The sequence below is a fragment of the Streptomyces sp. NPDC017056 genome, assembly GCF_044332485.1.
Lineage (GTDB): Bacteria > Actinomycetota > Actinomycetes > Streptomycetales > Streptomycetaceae > Streptomyces.
The window spans coordinates 114,162-132,669 of the sequence record NZ_JBIRPD010000023.1 but is presented as its reverse complement, the minus strand read 5'-3'; the positions used below and the strand labels follow the sequence as shown (position 1 = coordinate 132,669).

The window sequence follows — 18,508 nt, the reverse complement described above, 5'->3', positions numbered from 1 at the left end:
CTGCGGCAGTAGATGACGACGACGTCAGCGGACGAGGGTGGCGGAAGGGGCGGTGACGCCGATGTGGGCGTGACCAAGGAGTTCCCTGATCACGACGAGTGCGATGTCCTGTCGTAGAAGCAGGGTCGCGGTCGAGTGCCGGAGGTCGTGGAAGCGGATGCGGCGGAGGCCGGCCTTGCGGGCAGTGTTGGGCAGGCGGTTTCGGGGCGCTCTTATCGCGCCACGGATGTGTCGGTGCGTTCAGGCAAGTGCCTCCGGAACGACAGTACGTGCAGTGGCATGTCCTCATGGGTGACGGCAGAGCGAAGCTGTCCGGAGGCGGATCGGTACAGCAGAATGACCAGCCGGTACCACCAGGGCAAGCAGTGCGGCGCGAGCAGGGAGAGCACATGGACCACATGGGCGCGGACCCGGATCCGGACGGTCGGACGGCTCGGGAGCAGCTCAAGAGTGAGCGTGAGCGGGATGCCAGGAGGAGGCGGGCGCGACGGCGGTTCTCGGTTGTCGGGGCGGTCGTGGTGGTGGCTGCGGTGATCGGTACGGTGTTCGCCCTCGGTGGTGCGGCGGAGGACGAGGCGGAGGGCAGGCCGCTCGTCGTGCCGGCCAACACGGTGGGGGAACAGCGGACTTCCGTGCTGTACGGGAAGGCCGACGCGCGGCACACATTGTCGGTCGTGGTGGACCCGCGGTGTGCGCCCTGCGCCCGCATGGAGGCTGCGTTGGGCCGGGCCATGCGACAGCTCGCCGACAAGGGCGCGTACCGCATCGAGTACCGGCTCGCCACCGTCGAGGACGACGCCCGGGGCGGAAAAGGCTCACGGTGGGCGGTCAACGCGCTGGGGGCGGCAGCCAATGAGGGGCCGGAGAAGTTCGTGCGGTACCTGGATGCGGTCCTCGCTGGCCGGTCGGGCCGGGAGGAGTGGGACGGTGACGCGCTGGCCTCGCCGGAAACGCTGCTGGGGATCGCCGGCCGGGTGGACGGTCTGCGGACACCGGCGTTCGACAAGGCCGTACGGGAACTGACCTATCTGCCTTGGGCGAAGAAGGTCGCCGCAGCCCACAACCAGAACGGTGACGAGGACGCGTTGCCTGCTGTCACTCTCGACGGCTCGACGGTCACCGTGCTGGGTGACGACGGCGTCCCGGTCTCTCCGGGAGAGTTCATCCGGCAGGTGCGCGGGGACAAGGGGTGAGGCGACGGCGGTGACGCAGGCGTCGGCTGCGTAACGCGCCCCCGGGCGGCTACCTTCCGCCGGCCGGGGCTTCCGTTCCGGTGCCGGTGCGAGCCTGCTGGCACCGGCGCCTCACATCCCGTGCTCGTCCCACGTCGGCATCAGCTTGCGCTCGTGTTTGAGTTCGGTGCCCAGGGCCGCGGCGCACGCGGTGAAGCCCTCGTCCGTACTGAGGAGCCGGTGACGGGCGCGGATGCTCAGGAGGAGGGGGTGAGCTGTTGGTAGGCGGCGTCGCCGGTGGGCTCCTTGAGCGGTTCGAGGAAGTGCAGGTACACGGGGAGCGCGTCGGTGGGGCGAGAGTTACGAATGCGGTCGGCGAGGGTGAGCCACTGGTGGTTGGAGGCACCCGACTCAATGGCGGGCCTGACAAGTGGTGTCGAGCCGGCGTCGAGAAGGGCGTCGATGAGGACGGGGCCGTTCCGCCGGTCTCTGCCGCCACGCTTAGCGCCTGGTAGGTGGTGGCGGACAAGCACGTGGCCGCTGCGGCTAACGGAACGACGTGGGCATGGGCCCGCGAGTTGGCCCTGACCCGGAGGGAACGTGCCACCGGCCTGGTTAAGCGACCGTACGACCTGTGGCACGCCTGGTTCTCGTTCTGGCTGCACTCGGGCGACCGAGGTTTGGGTCCGTGACTGGTCCGGAGGAGCTGATCAGGAGGGGGCAGCGGTGGGAGAACCGGGAGAGGCCGCGCATTGCGGGCCTCGCTGTGGGTGGGCGGGCATAAGGCGCCTCACCGGCAGAAGTTCAGGTCAGGCGCCTCCTTGCGGGCCGTTAGAAGAAACCCAGCTTCTTCGGTGAGTAGCTCACCAGCAGGTTCTTCGTCTGTTGGTGGTACAGGGCTCATGGTGACGCTGACCTGCTCCGATGCTGGCTGTGAGCGCCATTGGGGGAGCGTTGGTCCGTGTATGGTCCGGATCTTTGCCTCTGCCACCGACATGTGAGGTGTGTAGCGAGGAAGGAGGGAGCGTTTGCCGGATGGCGTCAGGGCTGGGATGCCGGGAGTACGGGGGAGCTGTCCATCCAGGCCGCATCGAACTGCTGCAGGGCAATGGAGTACAGGAGGCCAGGCGCACGGGCATACAGGCACGGAGAGTTCCTGCCGTGAGCGGAGTTGCTGTAGAAGGTGAGGTAGGCAGCCCGATCCGTTGCGATCACGCGACAGGTGTTGGGCAGATTGAAGCTTCTCAGCTCGAAGTTCCGTTGTGTGCGGGACACCTGGGTCAGGTAGTCCATGTTCGTCCGGACCTGGCTCCTGAGCAGATCCGGGGTGAAGCCGGGATCGAACCGGCGCAGGTCCTGTGAGCGCCGGTCAAGCCAGGAGTCACCTTGGATGCGTGGGTCGGGCAGCAGGACCTGGACGTACTCCGGGGACAGTTCGCCCGCCCACAAAGGGGAAAAGACGTCACGGGTGAGCACGTTTCCGCGCCCTGTCAGGACCTTGATCCAGCGAGCTCGGCCCAGGTCGCGTGCGATGTCCTGCTCGGCGGACGATTGATGACGGTACACACGGCCGAGTCCTGTGCCGGTGCACCAGGAGCAGGCGGTAACCAGCCACCACAGCGGGCGCGAGCCGCGCAGGAGGCCGAGGACGAGCAGGATCGCGCTGGCTGCCAGAGAACTGAGTATTCCGAATAGAAATTCAGTCAAGTGAGCCATCTCCCTAAGGTTGGGCGACCTTGATCGTTTGCCATTGCGGTCAGAAGAGATAGGGAAGGAGCCGCCGCAGAATGTGCGCGGCGTTACGAGACGCGAGTTCGTGATATCCGTGACCCTTTTGCGCGTCGGCGTTGTCGGACACGCCCCGGATCACGATCCATCCGGGATTGAACTCACCGTGGACGGAGTTCTCCTGCCAGTACTGGCTGAGCCCGCCGGCTTCCATGTCCACTGCCAGAACCTTCTCGTGGTAGTTCGTGAGATAGCGGCGAATGTCACTTTCACGGTCGGCGATGACGGCTTCGCCGGACCCGATCACGCCCGGGTAGACCTCAAACTCCTGCGCGGCGTGCGCGGGGAGCCGGCCATGGATGCGTGCCGGGGTTCCGTGATCGGTGAAAAAGGCGTTCACCGCGTGGACGACCGGTGCCGGCGCCTGCCGGTGCTCCCCACGGCGGCGGACGTCCCCGCGCGGATTGATCTTGCGATTCTCGTAATAGACGATGTCGGTGGAGACGATGACGTTGCCGATACGAGCGTGCTCGTCGTGAATCCCGCCACCGACGCCGACCAGGGCCCACAAGCGCGGGTTGTAGTGCCGGCGCAGGTTCTCCAGGGCAGCCATCGCCGATCGCTGCCCCTGGCTCTGGCTCTGGATGGCCACGATGCGGATGGTCGAGTCCGGTGTGGTGTGCTTGCCGCGGTAGAAGTACAGCCCGCCGGGTTCCTTGCGGCGCTCGAGCCCCAACTCATCGATTACGGAGCGCAGTTCCTCGCTGAGAATCGTGACCACTCCGACGTCCCACGTGGAGGTCCGCTCATCGGCGTTCCCGTCGCCGACGGGAGTTCCGTTGTCATGGGAGCGGTCGGTTGCGGAGACGTGAGCGTGTTCGCCGATGGCGTTGTTGCTGAAGTTGTTGTTGTCGCCGTGGCTGATAATGCCTCGATTAGTGATCACTGTCATCCTTCATTACCAGAGTTGTTGAAGACCGCCGACTGGTTCGCCGAGACGCTGACCTGGGCTGCGTCGCCGACGGCGTTGCCGTTGAATGTGTTGTTGTCGCCGAGGTTGAAGATGCCGCTGTTGATGATCTTGAGTGCCATGTCGTTGAATGCGGATGTGTCCACTCCTTTGGCGCACAGGAAGTCGTCGGCGGCATGAAGCAGCCGTCGCTCGATCGTCTTCAGCCGGCCCAGAATGTCACTCTTCTCGAGTTGGACTTTGGACCATGTCTGGGACGAGCTTTCCCGTACGCTGACCCGACTGCCGGTCAAAACGTTGCGGATCGGTACCGAGGTGAGGTCGCGAGGGAGTACGGCAGCCTTGCCCAGAGCATAGATGTAGCGGACGATCCGCCATGAGCGCTCGATCTCCACGGGCAGTGTGACCAATTCGCGGAAGGCCGCCAAGGCGACGGCTATGATTCCGTGGTGGCCGAACTCCTCGGTGCGCTGGAAAGACCTCGGTGTATGGGCCAGGACGCATGCCGCTGTGGAGATGATCAAAGTGCGTCCCTGAAGGCTAACGTGCAAAAGAACGGTCGCGACGAACTCCGACCCTTCCGTCGGTGTCGTGACTTCGAGGAAGTGGTGTTGCCTGGTTCCAGACGTGTTGATGATGGCGCGCAGGTCGGCCTCATCGAACTTCTGCGGGAGAAGGGAGCGGTCCATCGCCACGTCGGTTTCGGCCACGTAGACCCGATCGCGGACCTGCGCGGGAAGCCGGACGTCCTGGCTGTCGGTATTCAGTAGCTGAACCGCTTTGCGCAGGTACTCGATCAGCTCGTGTGCTTGGAAGGGAGGCACGGGATGTTCGCGTTCATGGAGCGGTGTTTTGTCGTCGGCGGGGCGCAGTAACTGGATGTTCATGGGCGGATTCCACTGGTAGACGAGTTCGCCGGCCCCGACGAACGGTGACTCGTCCCCGAAGAGCGTGAACATGGTGAGGTCGTCCTCACCCTCCTCTTCGTCCTCCCTGTGACGGGGGCGGCGGTATACGGCACAGACGTGGTGTTGCTGTATGTCCGCCGCTCGTTGCCGGCCGGACAGGCGTCCTGGCCGGAGAGTCGGCGCGCGCATGATGTGGTTGAGCATCACCTGACGGGTGGCTCCGACGCCCAAACACATCAACGCTATGCCCGCGGCCACGTGGAGAGCAGTCGTGGCGCGGTCCGGATGGACAAGTGCGACAGTCAGGCCGGTCAGTGTCAGGGAGAAAGCGGCGACACCGATACGTTTGCTGAGAAAGCGCGTCTTCTCTGGGTACCTCTGAGGGAAGAACAGCCTGAAGAGGCGCTCATGGCCTCGCGCCGTCCCCAGGCCGCGTCGTTTGGGCTTTTTCCGTCTTGGTATCAGTTCTCGGTCGACGTTCCGGAACAGTATGGCGAGGCGGAACAGCAACAGCAGGGCCAAACCACAGATGATAAGGATGGCGGTGGGCAGGGCACCCGTTAAAGCCGGAATGATCACGGCCCCCACCAGCGTCATGCGGAGGAGCGCCGTCAGTGTGGCGGCCCGCCACGCGTGGTGCATGACGGGAACGATGTCGAACCCGTAGGACGGGGCGACCCTTCGGTGCGGAGCGGTGCACACCTTGTCGATCACGAGATCGCGGAATCGTTCGTCCACGTACACGCCGGTGCATAAGTGGCGGGTAGCAGCGGTGGGCTCACCGACCGCTTCCTTGGTGGGTGGCGCATGGAAAGTGATCATGCCCTGCCCTTGTTTCGCGGGAGTTATGGTCTATGAGACCATAAGCGCTGAGGGTGTTTAAGTCAATGTGACCTTTAGGGGTTCTGGTGGATGACTGGCTGCAAGACTCTGCTGAGGTGGAGGCGTCGTGGGTGACCGTGGACTTGGCGATCTTCACCCTCAGGGGCGATCAGCTGATGGTGCTCCTGATCGAGCGCGGGGTGGAGCCTTTCCTCGGCCGAGCGGCACTACCCGGCGGCTACGTCCAGAAGGACGAGACCTTGCGCGAGGGAGCGCTGCGCGAACTCCGGGAGGAGGCCGGGATCGACGGTAGTCGGCTGCACCTGGAGCAGCTTGGCGCCTACGGAGACCCCCGACGCGATCCGAGGGGAAGAGTGGTCACGATCGCCTATCTCGCCCTAGGGCCCGACCTTCCTGTTCCCGTGGGCGGTACGGACGCCAGGCGTGCTTACTGGGCCCCTGTGTCGGAACTCGCGGACTGTGCACAGGGGTTGGCGTTCGATCACTCGGATATCCTCGCGGACGCCCTGGAGGAGATCCGCAGGAAGCTCGAGTACACCGCTGTCGCCACGGTTTTCTGTGGGGAGCCGTTCACCCTGAGCGAGCTGCGCACGGTGTACGAAGTGATCTGGGGCCAGTATCTGGACCCGAGCAACTTCCGCCGCAAAGTGCTCAATACCGCGGGGTTCGTGCAGTCCACGGGGGAGCAGAGGTTGCCCCCTACCGGGCGTCCGGCCGCCCTCTACCGTCGGGGGAGTGCATGGCTTCTCAGTCCACCTTTGCTGCGCGGTAATGGGCAGACCGCATAGCCGGTTTCGTGTCCCGGATGCCCAGGCGGCACCACTGTGAAGGCCGCCGTGCTTTTCGTCTCCGACTGCTGGCCGACCCCGACTGTTCGCAGCATCTTCTGCCTGTCGTGGCTGAGTGCGGCGGGGTTGCCGCCGTCCCAGACTGCCGCAATATCACACTCCTAAAGGGTGTTGCAGAAGGCTGTGGTCTGGCAGGTCAGGGCCCGGTTCCGGCGGTTGTGGTCATGTTGCCAGGGCGAGGTTGTGCATGTGGGCGACCGCTTGGACCGCGTGGTGGAGGCCGTCGCCGCGCTGCCGGCAGTCACGGAGGATCTTGTAGTTCTTCACCCTCGCGAAGGCATGTTCCACGCGGGCGCGGACCTTGCGGTGTTCGGCATGGTCCTCTTCCTCGCCCGGCAGGAGGGGCCGTCCCTGGCGTTTGCGGTGCGGGACGATGAGCCCGGTGTTGAGGTAGGCGCCGTCACCGAGCACGGTCACGCCCTGGCATCGGACGGGCAGGCCGGAGCTCCGCCAGACGTGGGCGTCGGCCTTGTTGCCCGGAGCCGGCCGGGCGGTGGCGACCACCAGCTGTGTGTCGGCATCGATGATGACCTGCACGTTCGCGGAGAACCGGTAATTGCGGCTCGATGCGCCGACCGTCCGGTCGCTCACCGGGATCAAGGTACCGTCCACGATCGACAGCCGGTCGGCGGCATCGGTGGGCCGGGCGGTCGGCTCGAGTGCCGGCAAAGGCCGCAGCCGCTGGATGATCCGGCACACGGTCGCCGGCGAGATTCCGAACAGCGGCGCGAGCTGCCGCATCGTGAGGTTCGTCCGGTAGTAGACGGTCACCAGCAGGACCCGGTCAGCCAGCGGCAGGCACCACGGACGACCGCCACCAGGACCGTTGCCGCCCCGCTCACGCACTGCCCGCAACAGCCCCTCAAACTGCCGCAGCCGCAGACCCGTGAACGTCTCCACCCACACCCGATCAGCCCTCAACACACCGGCCATACGAAGAAAATGCCCAAATCACGGCCTTCTGCAACACCCTTTACGACCTCGCGCATGGTTGGCTCCGTCGCGATGGCCAGCTTCGTTCCAGCCTGCGCGACCGCCGAGCTGCCCTCGCGCGGTCCAGAGCGTCCGCACGTATTATGCGGTGGCGGGGGCCACGCCGGTACTCGTACACAACTGCAACGAAGTCTTCTATCGCGCGATGAGTGAGAAATAATTCAACCAGCTGGGAACCAACGGCGAGATCACTGTCCGAGGTACCGAGAATTTTGTTACGCAGGACCGTGAGTCTCTCGAAGGTCTGTGGCATCAGACCCGCCGCAGGGGAGGCAGGAATTCCGAGAAGTACACGGCTCTGGTTCGCTTCGAGATGGCCCCGGGTGCCCGCGGCAAATTGATCGCTGCCGGTAAGAGGCCGGATGAAATCATTCAAGATGTAAATGCCGTGCACCTGAAGTCGGAGCGTGGTTTCGACACGTACGGCCTCAGACCTGGATCGGTCGGAGTGTTCAATTCGAAAATCGTCAAATCCGGAAGAGTGGCGGACTGGTGACGTTCCCCGAAGAGGAGAAATCTCAGGCTGATCTGGTCGAAGCGCTCGCCGACGGCTCGGGGCGGGGTGCCAGGTCCATCGCGGCCGGGTACCCCGAGGCCACTGAGCTCATCGCCTCCTGGATCCGGGAAGCCGCTCATGCGGGAAACTGGACAAGGGTCGACAAGTTCGCCAACCTGGCGGCCCCCTGGCGGGCGCCGGGCCTGGGCGGGGCTCTTCAGGAGATCCTTGATTCGGATGCTGTGGGGTTCAACAAAGAGGACCTTGTGGAGATCCTCGGCGAGATCCGTGAAACGGACGCGATCGCTTGCCTGTTCAGGGTGGCGGAAGGTTCGGTGCACGAGGACGCCCCGGCATACTGGCTGTGTCAGAAGGTCATCTCCTCCCTCGGGGAGATCGGCACGCCGAAGGCCCTTGAATGCCTTCGCCGGATGACGACCCGGTCGTGGCCCGACGTTGTCCGATGGCATGCGGCTGTCGAACTCGGGGTCGAGGACGAGCTCGGGTTTGACGAAGATCAAATGCTGGGGTAGCCGGAGCCCCGGGCGCTGTTGAGATCCAAGCAGTTCCCACGGGGCCAGCGAAAAGGAAGCCCCGCCAGATGTGTTCTGGCGGGGCTTCTGCGTTGGGGTGACCGCAGCAGCTGACGGCAACGTCAGTGGACGAGGGCGGCGCAGGAGGATGGTTCATCATCGTCGGTGTTGGCCGGCTCGGTGGTACCCGGGCCGACGAGCGCGGTGTCAAGGGGGCGTTGGCGCTGTGCTGGAGGCGGAGTCGTACGTAGGCGGTGGCGGTTACTCCGATGTGGGCGTGATCAAGAAGTTCCTTGATCACCATGAGCTCGACGCCCTGTTCCAGAAGCAGGGTCGCAGTCGAGTGGCGGAGGTCGTGGAAGCGGATGCGGCGGAGGCCAGCCTTGCGGGCAGTGTGAGGCAGGCGGTTTCGGAGCGCTCGTGCTGATCGTTTCGGAATGAATTTGGCTCCCGGGCTTGGCAGTTAAACTGGTGGGCGGCAGAGTTCTGCGGGTGTCGGATGATCTTGTGCCTGGTGATCTGTGGGCTCGTGTCGCTGCGCTGCTCCCACCTCGTCCGCCGCGGCGTCGACGGTATCCGGGCCGGCTGGCGGTGGTTGAACGTGCGGTTCTGCGCGGGATCGTCTCCGTGCTGCGCACGGGTGTGACCTGGGCGGACGTGTCGACCGAGACGATCGGCTGCAGCGGGGTGACGTGCTGGCAGCGCTTGCGGGACTGGACCGAGGCCGTCGTCTGGCCCCGCCTGCACGAGGTCCTCCCCGCGGAACTCCGCGAGGCCGGACTTGTGGGACATGGAGGACGCCGCGGTCGACGGCTCGCACGTCCGGGCTGGCTCAATCTTTACCACGCCTACTACGTGCTGCTGGACCCGGAGGGCCTGACGGAGTCCGATGCCACGTCCTGGGACACCCAGGCGGCATTCGAGAATTCCCTGGAAGACGCCTGGCGCCAGAGCGCGGGTGTGGAGATGGTGGGACGCTCGGAGGACGCACGCGTCAGCATTGCAGGCCCCTGAAGCTCATACACACCTCCGAAGGCCCGCTCAGCACGCGAATCTTGTTTGAGTGCGCGGCGGTGATCGACGAGCTCTTCCAGTTCGAAGGTGCCTTCATGCGGATAGCCGACCCGACGCTTCGGGAGATCCTGATTGAGGAGATGAGCGGTGAGTACGGGTTGCCGTGGCATCTGGCAAGCGCCCTGGCGGGGAGAGAGCTCGGTGGGAGCGTCGTCCTGGCCCTCATCGACTTCGCGCTGAACCCGGTGGTCCAGGGCCTGACCTCGGCCGAGCCGTCAGTCGACTGGACGGAACTGTACCCTCCCTACCGCTTCGTGGCGGCGGCAAAGGCGATGGCGGACTGGAAAAGCGACCTGGAATTCCAGTACCCGAGTCATGAGGTAACGGTTTACTTCCAGCGCATGCTGGCCAAACGCAGCGGGCTTCGGATGGGACGTGTGGCATCCCGCCTGTCTGGACTATCCACACTGCGGGACGCCGCCACGGCCCCATGCCCCTGGCCGAACGCACCCCCGCCGTCTCCTTCCTGTGCGCCTCACGCCTGCTTGATCTGCGCGAGCAGGATGCCTGTGCGCTCACGCACTATGGCGTCAATTTCCTGAACGACCGGGCGTTCAGGTACATCGACCCTGCCCCGGACATGTGGTGGCTGTTCCCCACGTTCCTGGTGAGCCAGGGTGAATACCGATGGCCCGCGAAGCGTGTGAACATCGGCGAAGCCACCGATCTGCTGATCGGCGCCGCCGTGGCGTCGGCGTACGACGACGTCCTGCACGGCACTGGCCCTCTCGCCTCGGATCATCTACCCCGAGCGCTCTTCGAAGTCACGCAGAGGTCGGGGCGCTGAACAAGGCCCTCAAGGACTCGACGGGCCTGAACTTGGGTTGGCGTCCAGGTTGCAGCCCTCACCACGCGTGACGCCAGACCTGTGCGCAGCCGAGTGCACGTGTGCCTGCGGGGAGTTCGTCCGTTAGCCCACCCGAATCGATGCGCTGGTGGGGCGGCAACACGGAGGCCGCAGCTGGGGACTGAACGGGAATCCGGCCCGCGTATGGCCCGTAACGGTTGGTCAGGACGGGTGCACGGGTGGGACGTAGTGGGGGAGCGGCACATTTTTCTGCTTCGCTCGAGGGAGCGCTGTGAAGGGCGCCTGATCTGTATAAGTGCAGGTCAGGCGCCCTTCTCGGCTCCTAGAAGAACCCCAGCTTCTTCGGTGAGTAGCTCACCAGCAGGTTCTTCGTTTGTTGGTAGTGGTCCAGCATCATCTTGTGGGTTTCGCGGCCGATGCCGGATTGTTTGTAGCCGCCGAAGGCGGCGTGGGCGGAGTTTGATGAAAGTCCGTAAATAAGGAAGGCGGTTGACCGGGCACGATGACGGACACGGAGTGGCTTGATCACTGGTTGCAACGGGCTCCGGCCCTCTCAGTGGAGACCGTGGAGCGACTTATGGAGCACCTGACCGAGGGTGAGGACGAGTGAAGGTCTTTGCCCTCACTCCGAGCTGGCGAGCCTCGAAGTCTGTTCGGGCAGCAGGCCACGGAGACGGCCGAAGACCCAGGTGTCGACGGCGTTGGGATAGCCGTTGATCCAGTCCGCCGGCGGCGGATCGTGCGGTTCAGCCAGGCCGTGGCACCACTGCGAGTTGATGTTGTCGCCGAGCGCGAGATCCGTCACGGCCGCGCGCAGCTTGGCGGTGTGCTGAAGGATGTGGTCGCGGTCCACGCACCAGATGGCGTCGATCGAGGCGCCTTCGTGGGCGATCCAGTTCCGGGCCTGTCTGGCCTTGTGCAGGGTGTCCATGTCCATCGTCCGGCCCATCGCGTGCGCGGCCAGGCTGTGCAGTGTGCCGCCCAGCAGCTTGTCGGCGGGGACTGAGGCGACGGCCTCTTCGAAGGTCATAGCCGGGTCGGCTTGGTGGGCGGTGATCAGGTTGCCGACACGGAGCACGTACTGGCACTTGTCCTCATAGGCATTCGCGAGGTGCAGCGCCCGGCCCACCGAGAGGAACAGCGCATCGAGCAGCTCCGGTTCCTGGGGCTTCAGGAGGCTAAGTGACCAGCTCATGCCCGTCACGTTAGCGCGCGCCTCCCTGTAGCCGCCGTGCTTTTCCGGCGGACGGCTACTTGCCGTGGGCGATGTCGATCTGGACTTGCACGTCTCGATCGACATCTCTCACGGCCTTCTTCCCGCGACCCGCCCGGCCCCGGAAGGAGAGCCGAAGGGCAGCGCCTCCTGGCGAGCCTCGCCTCAGGAGCTCAGAAGAACCCGAGCTTCTTCGGGGAGTAGCTGACCAGGAGGTTCTTGGTCGCCTGGTAGTGGGTCAGCATCATTTTGTGGGTCTCGCGTCCAATGCCGGACTGCTTCATCCCCCCGAAAGCAGCGTGGGCCGGGTAGGCGTGGTAGCAGTTGGTCCAGACGCGGCCGGCCTGGATGGCGCGGCCAGCGCGGTAGGCGGTGTTGGTGTCGCGGGTCCAGACGCCGGCGCCGAGGCCGTAGAGGGTGTCGTTGGCGATGGTGATGGCGTCGTCGAAGTCGGTGAAGGGGGCGACGGCGACGACCGGGCCGAAGATCTCCTCCTGGAAGACGCGCATGTCGTTGGTGCCTTCGAAGACGGTGGGGCGTACGTAGTAGCCGCCCTCCAGTTCGCCGCCGAGTTCGGCGCGGGTGCCGCCGGTGAGGATGCGGGCGCCTTCCTTCTGGCCGATGTCGAGGTAGGAGAGGATCTTTTCGAGCTGGTCGTTGGATGCCTGGGCGCCGATCATGGTGTCGGTGTCCAGGGGGTGGCCCTGGACGATCTGTTCGGTGCGGGCGATGCCGGCGGCCAGGAAGTCCTGGTAGTGGCCCTGCTGGAGGAGGGCGCGGGACGGGCAGGTGCAGACTTCGCCCTGGTTGAGGGCGAACATGGTGAAGCCTTCGAGGGCCTTGTCGTAGAAGTCGTCGTCGGCGGCCGAGACGTCGTCGAAGAAGAGGTTGGGGCTCTTGCCGCCCAGTTCGAGGGTGACCGGCTTCAGGTTCTCCGAGGCGTACTGCATGATCAGGCGGCCGGTCGTGGTCTCGCCGGTGAAGGAGATCTTCGCGACGCGCGGGCTGGAGGCGAGGGGCTTGCCGGCCTCCGCGCCGAAGCCGTTGACGATGTTGACGACGCCGGGCGGCAGCAGGTCGGCGACCAGGCTCATCCAGTAGTGGATGGAGGCGGGCGTCTGTTCGGCGGGCTTGAGGACGGCGGTGTTGCCCGCGGCGAGGGCGGGGGCCAGTTTCCAGGCGGCCATCACGAGCGGGAAGTTCCAGGGGATGATCTGGGCGACGACGCCGAGCGGCTCGTGGAAGTGGTACGCGACGGTGTCGTCGTCGAGCTGGGAGAGGGTGCCCTCCTGGGCGCGGATGGCGCCGGCGAAGTAGCGGAAGTGGTCGATGGCGAGGGGGAGGTCGGCGGCCGTCGACTCGCGGATGGGCTTGCCGTTGTCCCAGGTTTCGGCGGCCGCGAGGGCTTGGAGGTTGTCCTCCATGCGGTCGGCGATCCGGTTGAGGATCTGGGCGCGTTCGGTGGGGGAGGTGCGGCCCCAGGCGGGCGCGGCGGCGTGGGCGGCGTCGAGGGCGCGTTCCACGTCCTCGGCCGTGCCGCGGGCGATCTCGGTGAACGGCCGGCCGGTGACCGGGGTGGGGTTCTCGAAGTACTGGCCCTTGACGGGCGGTACGTACTCCCCGCCGATCCAGTGGTCGTAGCGGGTCCGGAAGGACATCAGGGCGTCGGCGGCACCGGGGTTCGCGTATCGGGCCATGGGGGGTCTCCCAATCGTTCTCGGGTCGCGCCTCCGCTCCCGCGTCGGGGCGCCGGTGCGCAGGTTAGGTGCGGGGACGTTGCATGGAGGTTGCGGACGGGGACGGGGATGGGAGTGGGGGCGGGGCTGCGACTCGGGGTGTGGGGGAGGGAGAAGGAGGGGGAGAGGGGGTGGTAAGGCCGTATGCCGTGCGGAGGCGGGTTGCTGTGGCGGATATGCCGGTGCCGTCCGTGATTGGTGCGGTGGTGGATGGGTCCGTGCCGTCCGTGGTTGGTGTGGTGGTGGGTGGGACGGTGTCGTGCGCGGTGGGTGTGGTGGACTCCAAGGCTTCCCAGATTTGCAAGTCGTGTTCGCCCCATGAGGTAGCGGCCCACAGGCGCAGGGCGTCCGGGTCGCGCCGGGTGAGGACGGCCCGTCGCAGGCGGTCGTCCAGGAGGGCCCGCAGGCGTCGCACGCCGGGAGCTTCGGAGAGGGGCAGGAGCGGACCGCGGTAGCCGCGTAGCGCCGCGGCCAGGTCGCCGGCCGACAGCGCGGATTCCACGGCGTCCAGGTCTGTCTGTACGGACTTGGCCAGACGGTACGGACGCGAGTCGAGCAGCGGCCCTGTGAGCTGCCGCAGCCGGGACATCTCGGCGCGCAGCGTGACGGGGCGTACCTCGCGCTCCCCGTACAGGAGGGTGGCGAGCCGGTCGCCTGTCAGGCCCTCCGGGTGTCGGGCCAGCAGCAGCGCGATCTCGCTGTGCCGCCGCCCTAGCCGCAGCGTGCGGCCGTCCGCGACCAGCAACGCCTCGTCCCGGCCCAGGACGCTCAGATGGGCCGCCGGGTCCGGCGGCTCCGGGGACGAGGCGTACGCGGCCAGGTGGGCTTCGGCGGCACGGGCGGTGGCCTGGACGAGGGCCAGGCTGTGCGGACTGGCGAGGTGGTCGCCGCCCGTGATGTCCACGGCTCCCAGCAGCCGGCCCGTCCGCAGGTCGTGCAGGGGAGCGGCCGCGCAGGTCCATTGCTGGACGTGTTTGTTGTAGTGCTCGGTCGCGAAGATCTGTACGGCGTGGTCGGCGGCCAGCGCGGTGCCAGGGGCGTTCGTACCGGCGTGCCGTTCGTCCCAGCGGGCGCCGGGGACGAAGTTCATACGCTCCGCGTGCCGGCGTACACCGGGGTGCCCCTCGACCCACAGCATCCGCCCCTGTGGGTCGCAGACGGCGAGGACGTGGGCGCCGTCGTGGGCGATGGAGCCCAGCAGTTCCCTGAACACCGGCATGGCGCGGGCCAGCGGGTGTTCGTCGCGGTAGGCGCGCAGTTCCGGCTCGTCGAGGTCGATCGGCGCCGGCCCGTCGAGCGTCGCGTGCCAGGACGCCGACCGGCGCCAGGAGTCGGCCACCACCCGGCGTACCGGTTGTGCCACCGGCCCGCCGGCCAGGAACTCCTCGTGGGCGCGCCGCACCGTGCGGGTGCGCTCCACCGGGTCGGCTCCCGACTCCATAGCCAGCCAAGGGTTGACCACGCGGCACCTCTCCGTTGCTGCTTCCGTCCCCGTCCGTACGCCGATGGTGCTCGTAGGGGGCGGGGCAGTAAAGCCCCGGAGAGGGTGACGCACAGCCCTGGGGATGGGGACGCACAGTCCTAGGGAGGGTGACGCACAGTCCTGGGGAGGAGGAAGCTTAGCCCTGGAGAGGGGAAGTGGAGTAGGGCGCCTTCGGGTTAGGGGCGTACTGACGGCCGTACGTCTGGCAGCAGGTCCGCCGTTGCCCGCCAATGCCCCTTCGGGAGGCCCACCAGGCCGTACAGCCACCGTACGGGGGAGCGGCGCGGCAGCAGGAGTGCGCCTGCGACGGGGGCGAAGGCCGCCAGGCCGACGGGAAAGCCGAGGAAGCGGACCAGCGTGCTCGCCAGGAGCGCGCCGAGCAGCGGCAGCCCGTACAGACCTGCGCCCGCGATGGCGACGGCGAGAACGCGCGGGACCTTCAAGTCCTGTGCGCCGCCGGGCAGCAACCAGCCTTCGGCCAGCCAGCCGATCTCGGCCAGCAGCATGGTTCCGATGACCGCGGTACCGAGGACGAGGAGCGCGAGGAAGGTGCCTGAGGTCAGGAAGCGCAGGACGTTGTCGACCAGGCTGTCCCCGGGCCAGGCACGCAGCGCTGCGCTGTCTGTGGTGAGGAAGCGGCGGTAACCCTGGCCGTCCCAGCCGTGTATGAGGGTGCCGAAGAGCAGGAAGTAGCCGCAGACGCAGTTCAGGTACGCCCAGTAGGCCGCGCCGACCAGGCACAGTGCCTGGGCGAGCAGGAAGCCGAGAAGGGTGGCGGTCACGACGCCGCCCGAGTAGAGCAGGGGGAAGCCGGCCCAGACTCCGCGGTGCCCGTCCGCGAGGTGCATCGTCGACCAGGACGGGTTCTGCCACATCAGGAACAGGCCCGTCGGCACCAACAACACTGCGGCGTACAGCAGGGTCAGGCACAGGTACGGGTTTGCGGAGCGGCTGACCAGACGCGGTGTGAGCAGCTTGGGCAGGCCGGTACGGTCGGCGGCGCGGCGTTCGAGGAACTGCAGTTGCCGGGCGGCGGAGAGCGCGAACGTCGATCCGATGGCGTACGCCCAGAACAGCGCGGCCGGCAGCCCGATCATGCCGTTCCCGATCTCGCCCCGGCGTGCAGGGTCAGCCCGTCCGCGACGATCAGGTCGGAGGTGACCAGGGCCTGCTCGGCGTCCACGTCGGTCATGAAGACGAACGGCGGCACGACCGGCGGCACCGGCAGCGTGTCGGGGGTGAAGGTCAGGCAGATCAGCCCTTCCAGACAGCCGCTGAACTTGGTCAGGTAGAGCGTCACGTGCCCACTGAGGTCCAAGTTGCGTGCGCCGAGTGCGAGTTGCGGTCCGCCGGCGTCGCGGGTGGTGAGCCGGTAGTCCGTGAGCGAGGCGGCCTTCATGCGGAGGACCATCGCCTTGACCGGGCCGTTGACCGTCTGTACCCGGGTGACCCCGGCCAGCGTGAAGCCCTTCGGTGCGAACATGGTGGTGGTCACGGTCGGCGGGGTGGGCTGCGCGGGAATGCCGGCCGCCTGGGCGGGTTCGGCGGGCGTCCCGATGGCTGTGAGCAGTACGATCGGCAGCACTACGGCGAGTGCCTTGCTCCGGCCGCCGTCGCCCTCGCCGGAGGTACCTTCCCCGGGCGTACTCCCGCCGGACGCGCTCCCGCTGTACGTACTTCCGTTGTACGTACCTCCGTCCTCTCGCGCGTCAACCTCCACGGAACCCTCAGAGCCCTCGAAACCTTCGGACTCCTCGCCGTCTTCCTCCCGCACTGGCGTCCACCCGAACCCCATCGCGCTGCCCGCGATCCCCAGCCCCATTCCCACCAGGAACCCGCCCAGGTTGGTCGCCGCGAAGGACAGGACGGACAGGATCAGCGCGTGCAGGCTCACGTAGTGGTGTGCGGCCGGGCGCAGCCACAGGAACAGTCCGGCCACGATCAGCGCGAGCCCGATGCCGATCGCGGCCAGTCCGCCCAGGCCCAGGCTGATCAGTACGGTCAGCGGCGACAGCGGTACGAGCAGGAGTTCGGCGCCGCCCAGTACGAGCAGCAGCCCGGCCCAGAACGGCCGGGTCCGCCGCCAGGCGCGGAACGCCGCGCGCTGCTTGGGCCAGGGCAGCCTGGCAGCGGGGCCTTTGGCGGTCAGAAGCACTTCTTGCCGTCCAGGCTCACGTCCAGCCGCAGGCCCTTGAGACGGAAGTTGCCACCGGTGGCGGACCAGGCGTGCGACCGGACCCCGGCGACCTCGATGTTGCCTGCCTGGAGCCCGAACTTGCCCTTCTCTCCCTGGACACCGGGCACCTGGTCGAGAGTGGAGGCGTCCCGCCCGATCTGTGCCGTGCCGAACCGCGCGTCGCCCACCAGGTCCTCGCCGTCGATGACGAGGTTGTCGGCGGTGACCTGACCGGCGTCGCCGCCCGCGGTCAGTTTGAACACCACGGTGCCCACGGGGGTTTTGACCTCGGCTGCCTGGCAGATGTCGCTCAGGACGGCCTTGCCCAGGCCGAGCAGCGCGACGGGGTGGCCCTTGCCGCTCGCGTCGCGGTCGGTGTGCACGTAGGAGGCCAGGCCCTGGCTGGTGAGCTTTCCCGAGGTGACCTGGAAGTTGGTGCCCGAGACGGCGAACGACGCGGCGAGCGCGCCTTCGGCCATCACCGATGCCATGGCGCCGACCGCGAGTACCGCGGGGATGGCCGTCACCGCGGTCTTCTTCCAGGAGGTCCGTCCCTGTGGCAACGGCCGCTTTTTCTTGCTCACTGCTTCCTCCCCGGGGCAGCGATGGAACGGCCGCTTCGGCGCGGCCGTGGACACGTGCGAGCGCGCAAGGGAAGTGCTGATGTGGAGCGGCCACGGGGCGAAGCCGCAGGTGACGTCCTCTGCCATACTGCGGAAAACCCGTGGCAGTTGGAGACTAGGGCCCAATTTGAATAATAGTCAACAGCGCGGACCAGGTGCCCCACCGGCCGCCCGCGCCACCGAGCGCTCGCAGGCGCGCCGCGCCGAACTGATCGCCATTGGAAGGAAGCTGTTCGCCGACACCTCGTACGACGCCCTGTCCGTGGACGACATCGCCCGCCAGGCCGGTGTCGCAAAGGGCCTGATCTACTACTACTTCAAGAACAAGCGCGGCTACTACCTCGCGATCATCGAGGACGCGGTAGCCGGTCTGGTCCAGCGCGCCGGCAGCACCCACGACCTGCCGCCCGTGGAACGCGTCCAGCGCACCATCGACGGCTACCTGCGCTACGCCGAGCACCACCAGGCGGCCTACCGCGCCATCGTCTCCGGCGGCGTCGGCTTCGACGCGCAGGTCCTCGCCATCCGCGACGAGGTCCGTGGGCGGTTGCTCGGCACCATCGCGCAGGCCGCGTGGGGCCGCACGGAGATACCCGCGCTGGCCCGTACGGCACTGGTCGGCTGGCTCTCCAGCGTCGAGGGCGTCACCCTCGAATGGATCGCGAAGCGGGAGCTGGACCGGGAGACGGTCGGCTCGCTGCTCGTACGGACGCTGGGGGACACTCTCCGGCTGATCGAGGAGTACGAGCCCGCCTGCCCGGCACCCACCCGGCCGCCCGTTCCCTGATGCGGGGGCAATCTGTTGCCTCGTCAACTCTTGTGCTGTGCGGGCTACTTGGTGCCTACTTGGTGATTACTTGGTGTCCTTGAGGCCCGCCGGGGCTGCCGCGCTCGGTGCCAGAAA

17 protein-coding genes and 3 pseudogenes are annotated in these 18,508 nt (G+C 66.9%); 6 read left to right on the top strand and 14 right to left on the bottom strand.

The window, feature by feature from the left end; all coding sequences use genetic code 11:
- Window positions 1-24 precede the first annotated feature (24 nt).
- The gene (locus ACH4OW_RS32860; RefSeq protein ID WP_398031553.1) at window positions 25-228 is read right to left on the bottom strand and encodes a tyrosine-type recombinase/integrase; all 204 of its coding nucleotides are present in this window, start codon (window positions 226-228) and stop codon (window positions 25-27) included.
- 161 nt (window positions 229-389) lie between these two features.
- Here ACH4OW_RS32860 and ACH4OW_RS32855 point away from each other — a divergent pair, with 161 nt between their 5' ends.
- Complete coding sequence (locus ACH4OW_RS32855; RefSeq protein WP_398031531.1) at window positions 390-1,193, top strand: thioredoxin domain-containing protein; 804 nt, start codon at window positions 390-392, stop codon at window positions 1,191-1,193.
- Window positions 1,194-1,429: 236 nt separating this feature from the next.
- Here ACH4OW_RS32855 and ACH4OW_RS32850 read toward each other — a convergent pair whose 3' ends face one another.
- From ACH4OW_RS32850 to ACH4OW_RS32835, 4 genes are all read right to left on the bottom strand, one after another.
- Complete coding sequence (locus ACH4OW_RS32850; RefSeq protein WP_398031530.1) at window positions 1,430-1,705, bottom strand: hypothetical protein; 276 nt, start codon at window positions 1,703-1,705, stop codon at window positions 1,430-1,432.
- Between the two features lie 508 nt (window positions 1,706-2,213).
- Window positions 2,214-2,888 (bottom strand): hypothetical protein, encoded by a 675-nt coding sequence (locus tag ACH4OW_RS32845; protein ID WP_360131813.1) that lies wholly within the window; start codon window positions 2,886-2,888, stop codon window positions 2,214-2,216.
- Between the two features lie 40 nt (window positions 2,889-2,928).
- On the bottom strand, window positions 2,929-3,852 hold the full coding sequence (locus ACH4OW_RS32840) for a hypothetical protein (protein WP_398031529.1): 924 nt from the start codon (window positions 3,850-3,852) through the stop codon (window positions 2,929-2,931).
- The gene (locus tag ACH4OW_RS32835) at window positions 3,849-5,600 is read right to left on the bottom strand and encodes a hypothetical protein (protein ID WP_398031527.1); all 1,752 of its coding nucleotides are present in this window, start codon (window positions 5,598-5,600) and stop codon (window positions 3,849-3,851) included. The genes ACH4OW_RS32840 and ACH4OW_RS32835 overlap by 4 nt, the downstream gene beginning before the upstream one ends.
- Before the next feature lie 86 nt (window positions 5,601-5,686).
- Here ACH4OW_RS32835 and ACH4OW_RS32830 point away from each other — a divergent pair, with 86 nt between their 5' ends.
- Window positions 5,687-6,409 (top strand): NrtR DNA-binding winged helix domain-containing protein, encoded by a 723-nt coding sequence (locus ACH4OW_RS32830; RefSeq protein WP_360131822.1) that lies wholly within the window; start codon window positions 5,687-5,689, stop codon window positions 6,407-6,409.
- A gap of 222 nt (window positions 6,410-6,631) precedes the next feature.
- Here ACH4OW_RS32830 and ACH4OW_RS32825 read toward each other — a convergent pair whose 3' ends face one another.
- Window positions 6,632-7,402 carry a transposase family protein gene (locus tag ACH4OW_RS32825; protein WP_398031525.1) on the bottom strand — a complete coding sequence of 257 codons (771 nt, stop codon included), beginning with the start codon at window positions 7,400-7,402 and terminating at the stop codon, window positions 6,632-6,634.
- 552 nt (window positions 7,403-7,954) lie between these two features.
- Between ACH4OW_RS32825 and ACH4OW_RS32820 the strand changes: the two genes are divergently transcribed.
- Window positions 7,955-8,491, top strand: coding sequence for a HEAT repeat domain-containing protein (locus tag ACH4OW_RS32820; RefSeq protein WP_398031523.1), 537 nt, complete (start codon window positions 7,955-7,957; stop codon window positions 8,489-8,491).
- Window positions 8,492-8,613: 122 nt separating this feature from the next.
- Here ACH4OW_RS32820 and ACH4OW_RS32815 read toward each other — a convergent pair.
- A pseudogene (locus ACH4OW_RS32815) lies at window positions 8,614-8,879 on the bottom strand (tyrosine-type recombinase/integrase); the annotation flags it as partial.
- A 104-nt stretch (window positions 8,880-8,983) separates the two neighbouring features.
- On the opposite strand from ACH4OW_RS32815, the pseudogene ACH4OW_RS32810 reads away from it, so the two are divergent.
- Window positions 8,984-9,320: pseudogene (locus ACH4OW_RS32810) on the top strand (transposase); the annotation flags it as partial.
- A 675-nt stretch (window positions 9,321-9,995) separates the two neighbouring features.
- Window positions 9,996-10,352 (top strand): hypothetical protein, encoded by a 357-nt coding sequence (locus ACH4OW_RS32805; RefSeq protein ID WP_398031521.1) that lies wholly within the window; start codon window positions 9,996-9,998, stop codon window positions 10,350-10,352.
- A gap of 343 nt (window positions 10,353-10,695) precedes the next feature.
- On the opposite strand, the pseudogene ACH4OW_RS32800 reads toward ACH4OW_RS32805, so the two are convergent.
- The 7 genes and pseudogenes from ACH4OW_RS32800 to ACH4OW_RS32770 form a co-directional block, all read right to left on the bottom strand.
- Window positions 10,696-10,827 (bottom strand): annotated as a pseudogene (locus ACH4OW_RS32800) (aldehyde dehydrogenase family protein); the annotation flags it as partial.
- Window positions 10,828-10,995: 168 nt separating this feature from the next.
- On the bottom strand, window positions 10,996-11,673 hold the full coding sequence (locus ACH4OW_RS32795; protein WP_398031520.1) for a hypothetical protein: 678 nt from the start codon (window positions 11,671-11,673) through the stop codon (window positions 10,996-10,998).
- An 86-nt stretch (window positions 11,674-11,759) separates the two neighbouring features.
- Window positions 11,760-13,283, bottom strand: coding sequence for an aldehyde dehydrogenase family protein (locus ACH4OW_RS32790; RefSeq protein ID WP_398031518.1), 1,524 nt, complete (start codon window positions 13,281-13,283; stop codon window positions 11,760-11,762).
- A 64-nt stretch (window positions 13,284-13,347) separates the two neighbouring features.
- Window positions 13,348-14,784: a GAF domain-containing protein gene (locus tag ACH4OW_RS32785; RefSeq protein WP_398031516.1), complete on the bottom strand. Its 1,437-nt coding sequence runs from the start codon at window positions 14,782-14,784 to the stop codon at window positions 13,348-13,350.
- A 197-nt stretch (window positions 14,785-14,981) separates the two neighbouring features.
- Window positions 14,982-15,902: a hypothetical protein gene (locus ACH4OW_RS32780; protein WP_398031514.1), complete on the bottom strand. Its 921-nt coding sequence runs from the start codon at window positions 15,900-15,902 to the stop codon at window positions 14,982-14,984.
- Complete coding sequence (locus ACH4OW_RS32775; RefSeq protein WP_398031551.1) at window positions 15,899-16,954, bottom strand: DUF6114 domain-containing protein; 1,056 nt, start codon at window positions 16,952-16,954, stop codon at window positions 15,899-15,901. Before ACH4OW_RS32775 ends, ACH4OW_RS32780 begins: the two co-directional genes overlap by 4 nt.
- A complete protein-coding gene (locus ACH4OW_RS32770) occupies window positions 16,951-17,565 on the bottom strand; it encodes a DUF6230 family protein (RefSeq protein ID WP_360131843.1) in 615 nt (204 codons plus the stop codon). The genes ACH4OW_RS32775 and ACH4OW_RS32770 overlap by 4 nt, the downstream gene beginning before the upstream one ends.
- Window positions 17,566-17,731: 166 nt before the next feature.
- Here ACH4OW_RS32770 and ACH4OW_RS32765 point away from each other — a divergent pair, with 166 nt between their 5' ends.
- A complete protein-coding gene (locus ACH4OW_RS32765; RefSeq protein WP_398031512.1) occupies window positions 17,732-18,391 on the top strand; it encodes a TetR/AcrR family transcriptional regulator in 660 nt (219 codons plus the stop codon).
- The last annotated feature ends 117 nt before the right edge of the window (window positions 18,392-18,508 follow it).

Coding starts and splice junctions, on each gene's coding strand:
- ACH4OW_RS32795 (WP_398031520.1), bottom strand. CDS start 11,673: ATGTCGATCGAGACGTGCAAGTCCAGATCGACATCGCCCACGGCAAGT.
- ACH4OW_RS32805 (WP_398031521.1), top strand. CDS start 9,996: ATGCCCCTGGCCGAACGCACCCCCGCCGTCTCCTTCCTGTGCGCCTCA.
- ACH4OW_RS32825 (WP_398031525.1), bottom strand. CDS start 7,402: ATGGCCGGTGTGTTGAGGGCTGATCGGGTGTGGGTGGAGACGTTCACG.
- ACH4OW_RS32845 (WP_360131813.1), bottom strand. CDS start 2,888: ATGGCTCACTTGACTGAATTTCTATTCGGAATACTCAGTTCTCTGGCA.
- ACH4OW_RS32790 (WP_398031518.1), bottom strand. CDS start 13,283: ATGGCCCGATACGCGAACCCCGGTGCCGCCGACGCCCTGATGTCCTTC.
- ACH4OW_RS32835 (WP_398031527.1), bottom strand. CDS start 5,600: ATGATCACTTTCCATGCGCCACCCACCAAGGAAGCGGTCGGTGAGCCC.
- ACH4OW_RS32840 (WP_398031529.1), bottom strand. CDS start 3,852: ATGACAGTGATCACTAATCGAGGCATTATCAGCCACGGCGACAACAAC.
- ACH4OW_RS32855 (WP_398031531.1), top strand. CDS start 390: ATGGACCACATGGGCGCGGACCCGGATCCGGACGGTCGGACGGCTCGG.
- ACH4OW_RS32780 (WP_398031514.1), bottom strand. CDS start 15,902: ATGATCGGGCTGCCGGCCGCGCTGTTCTGGGCGTACGCCATCGGATCG.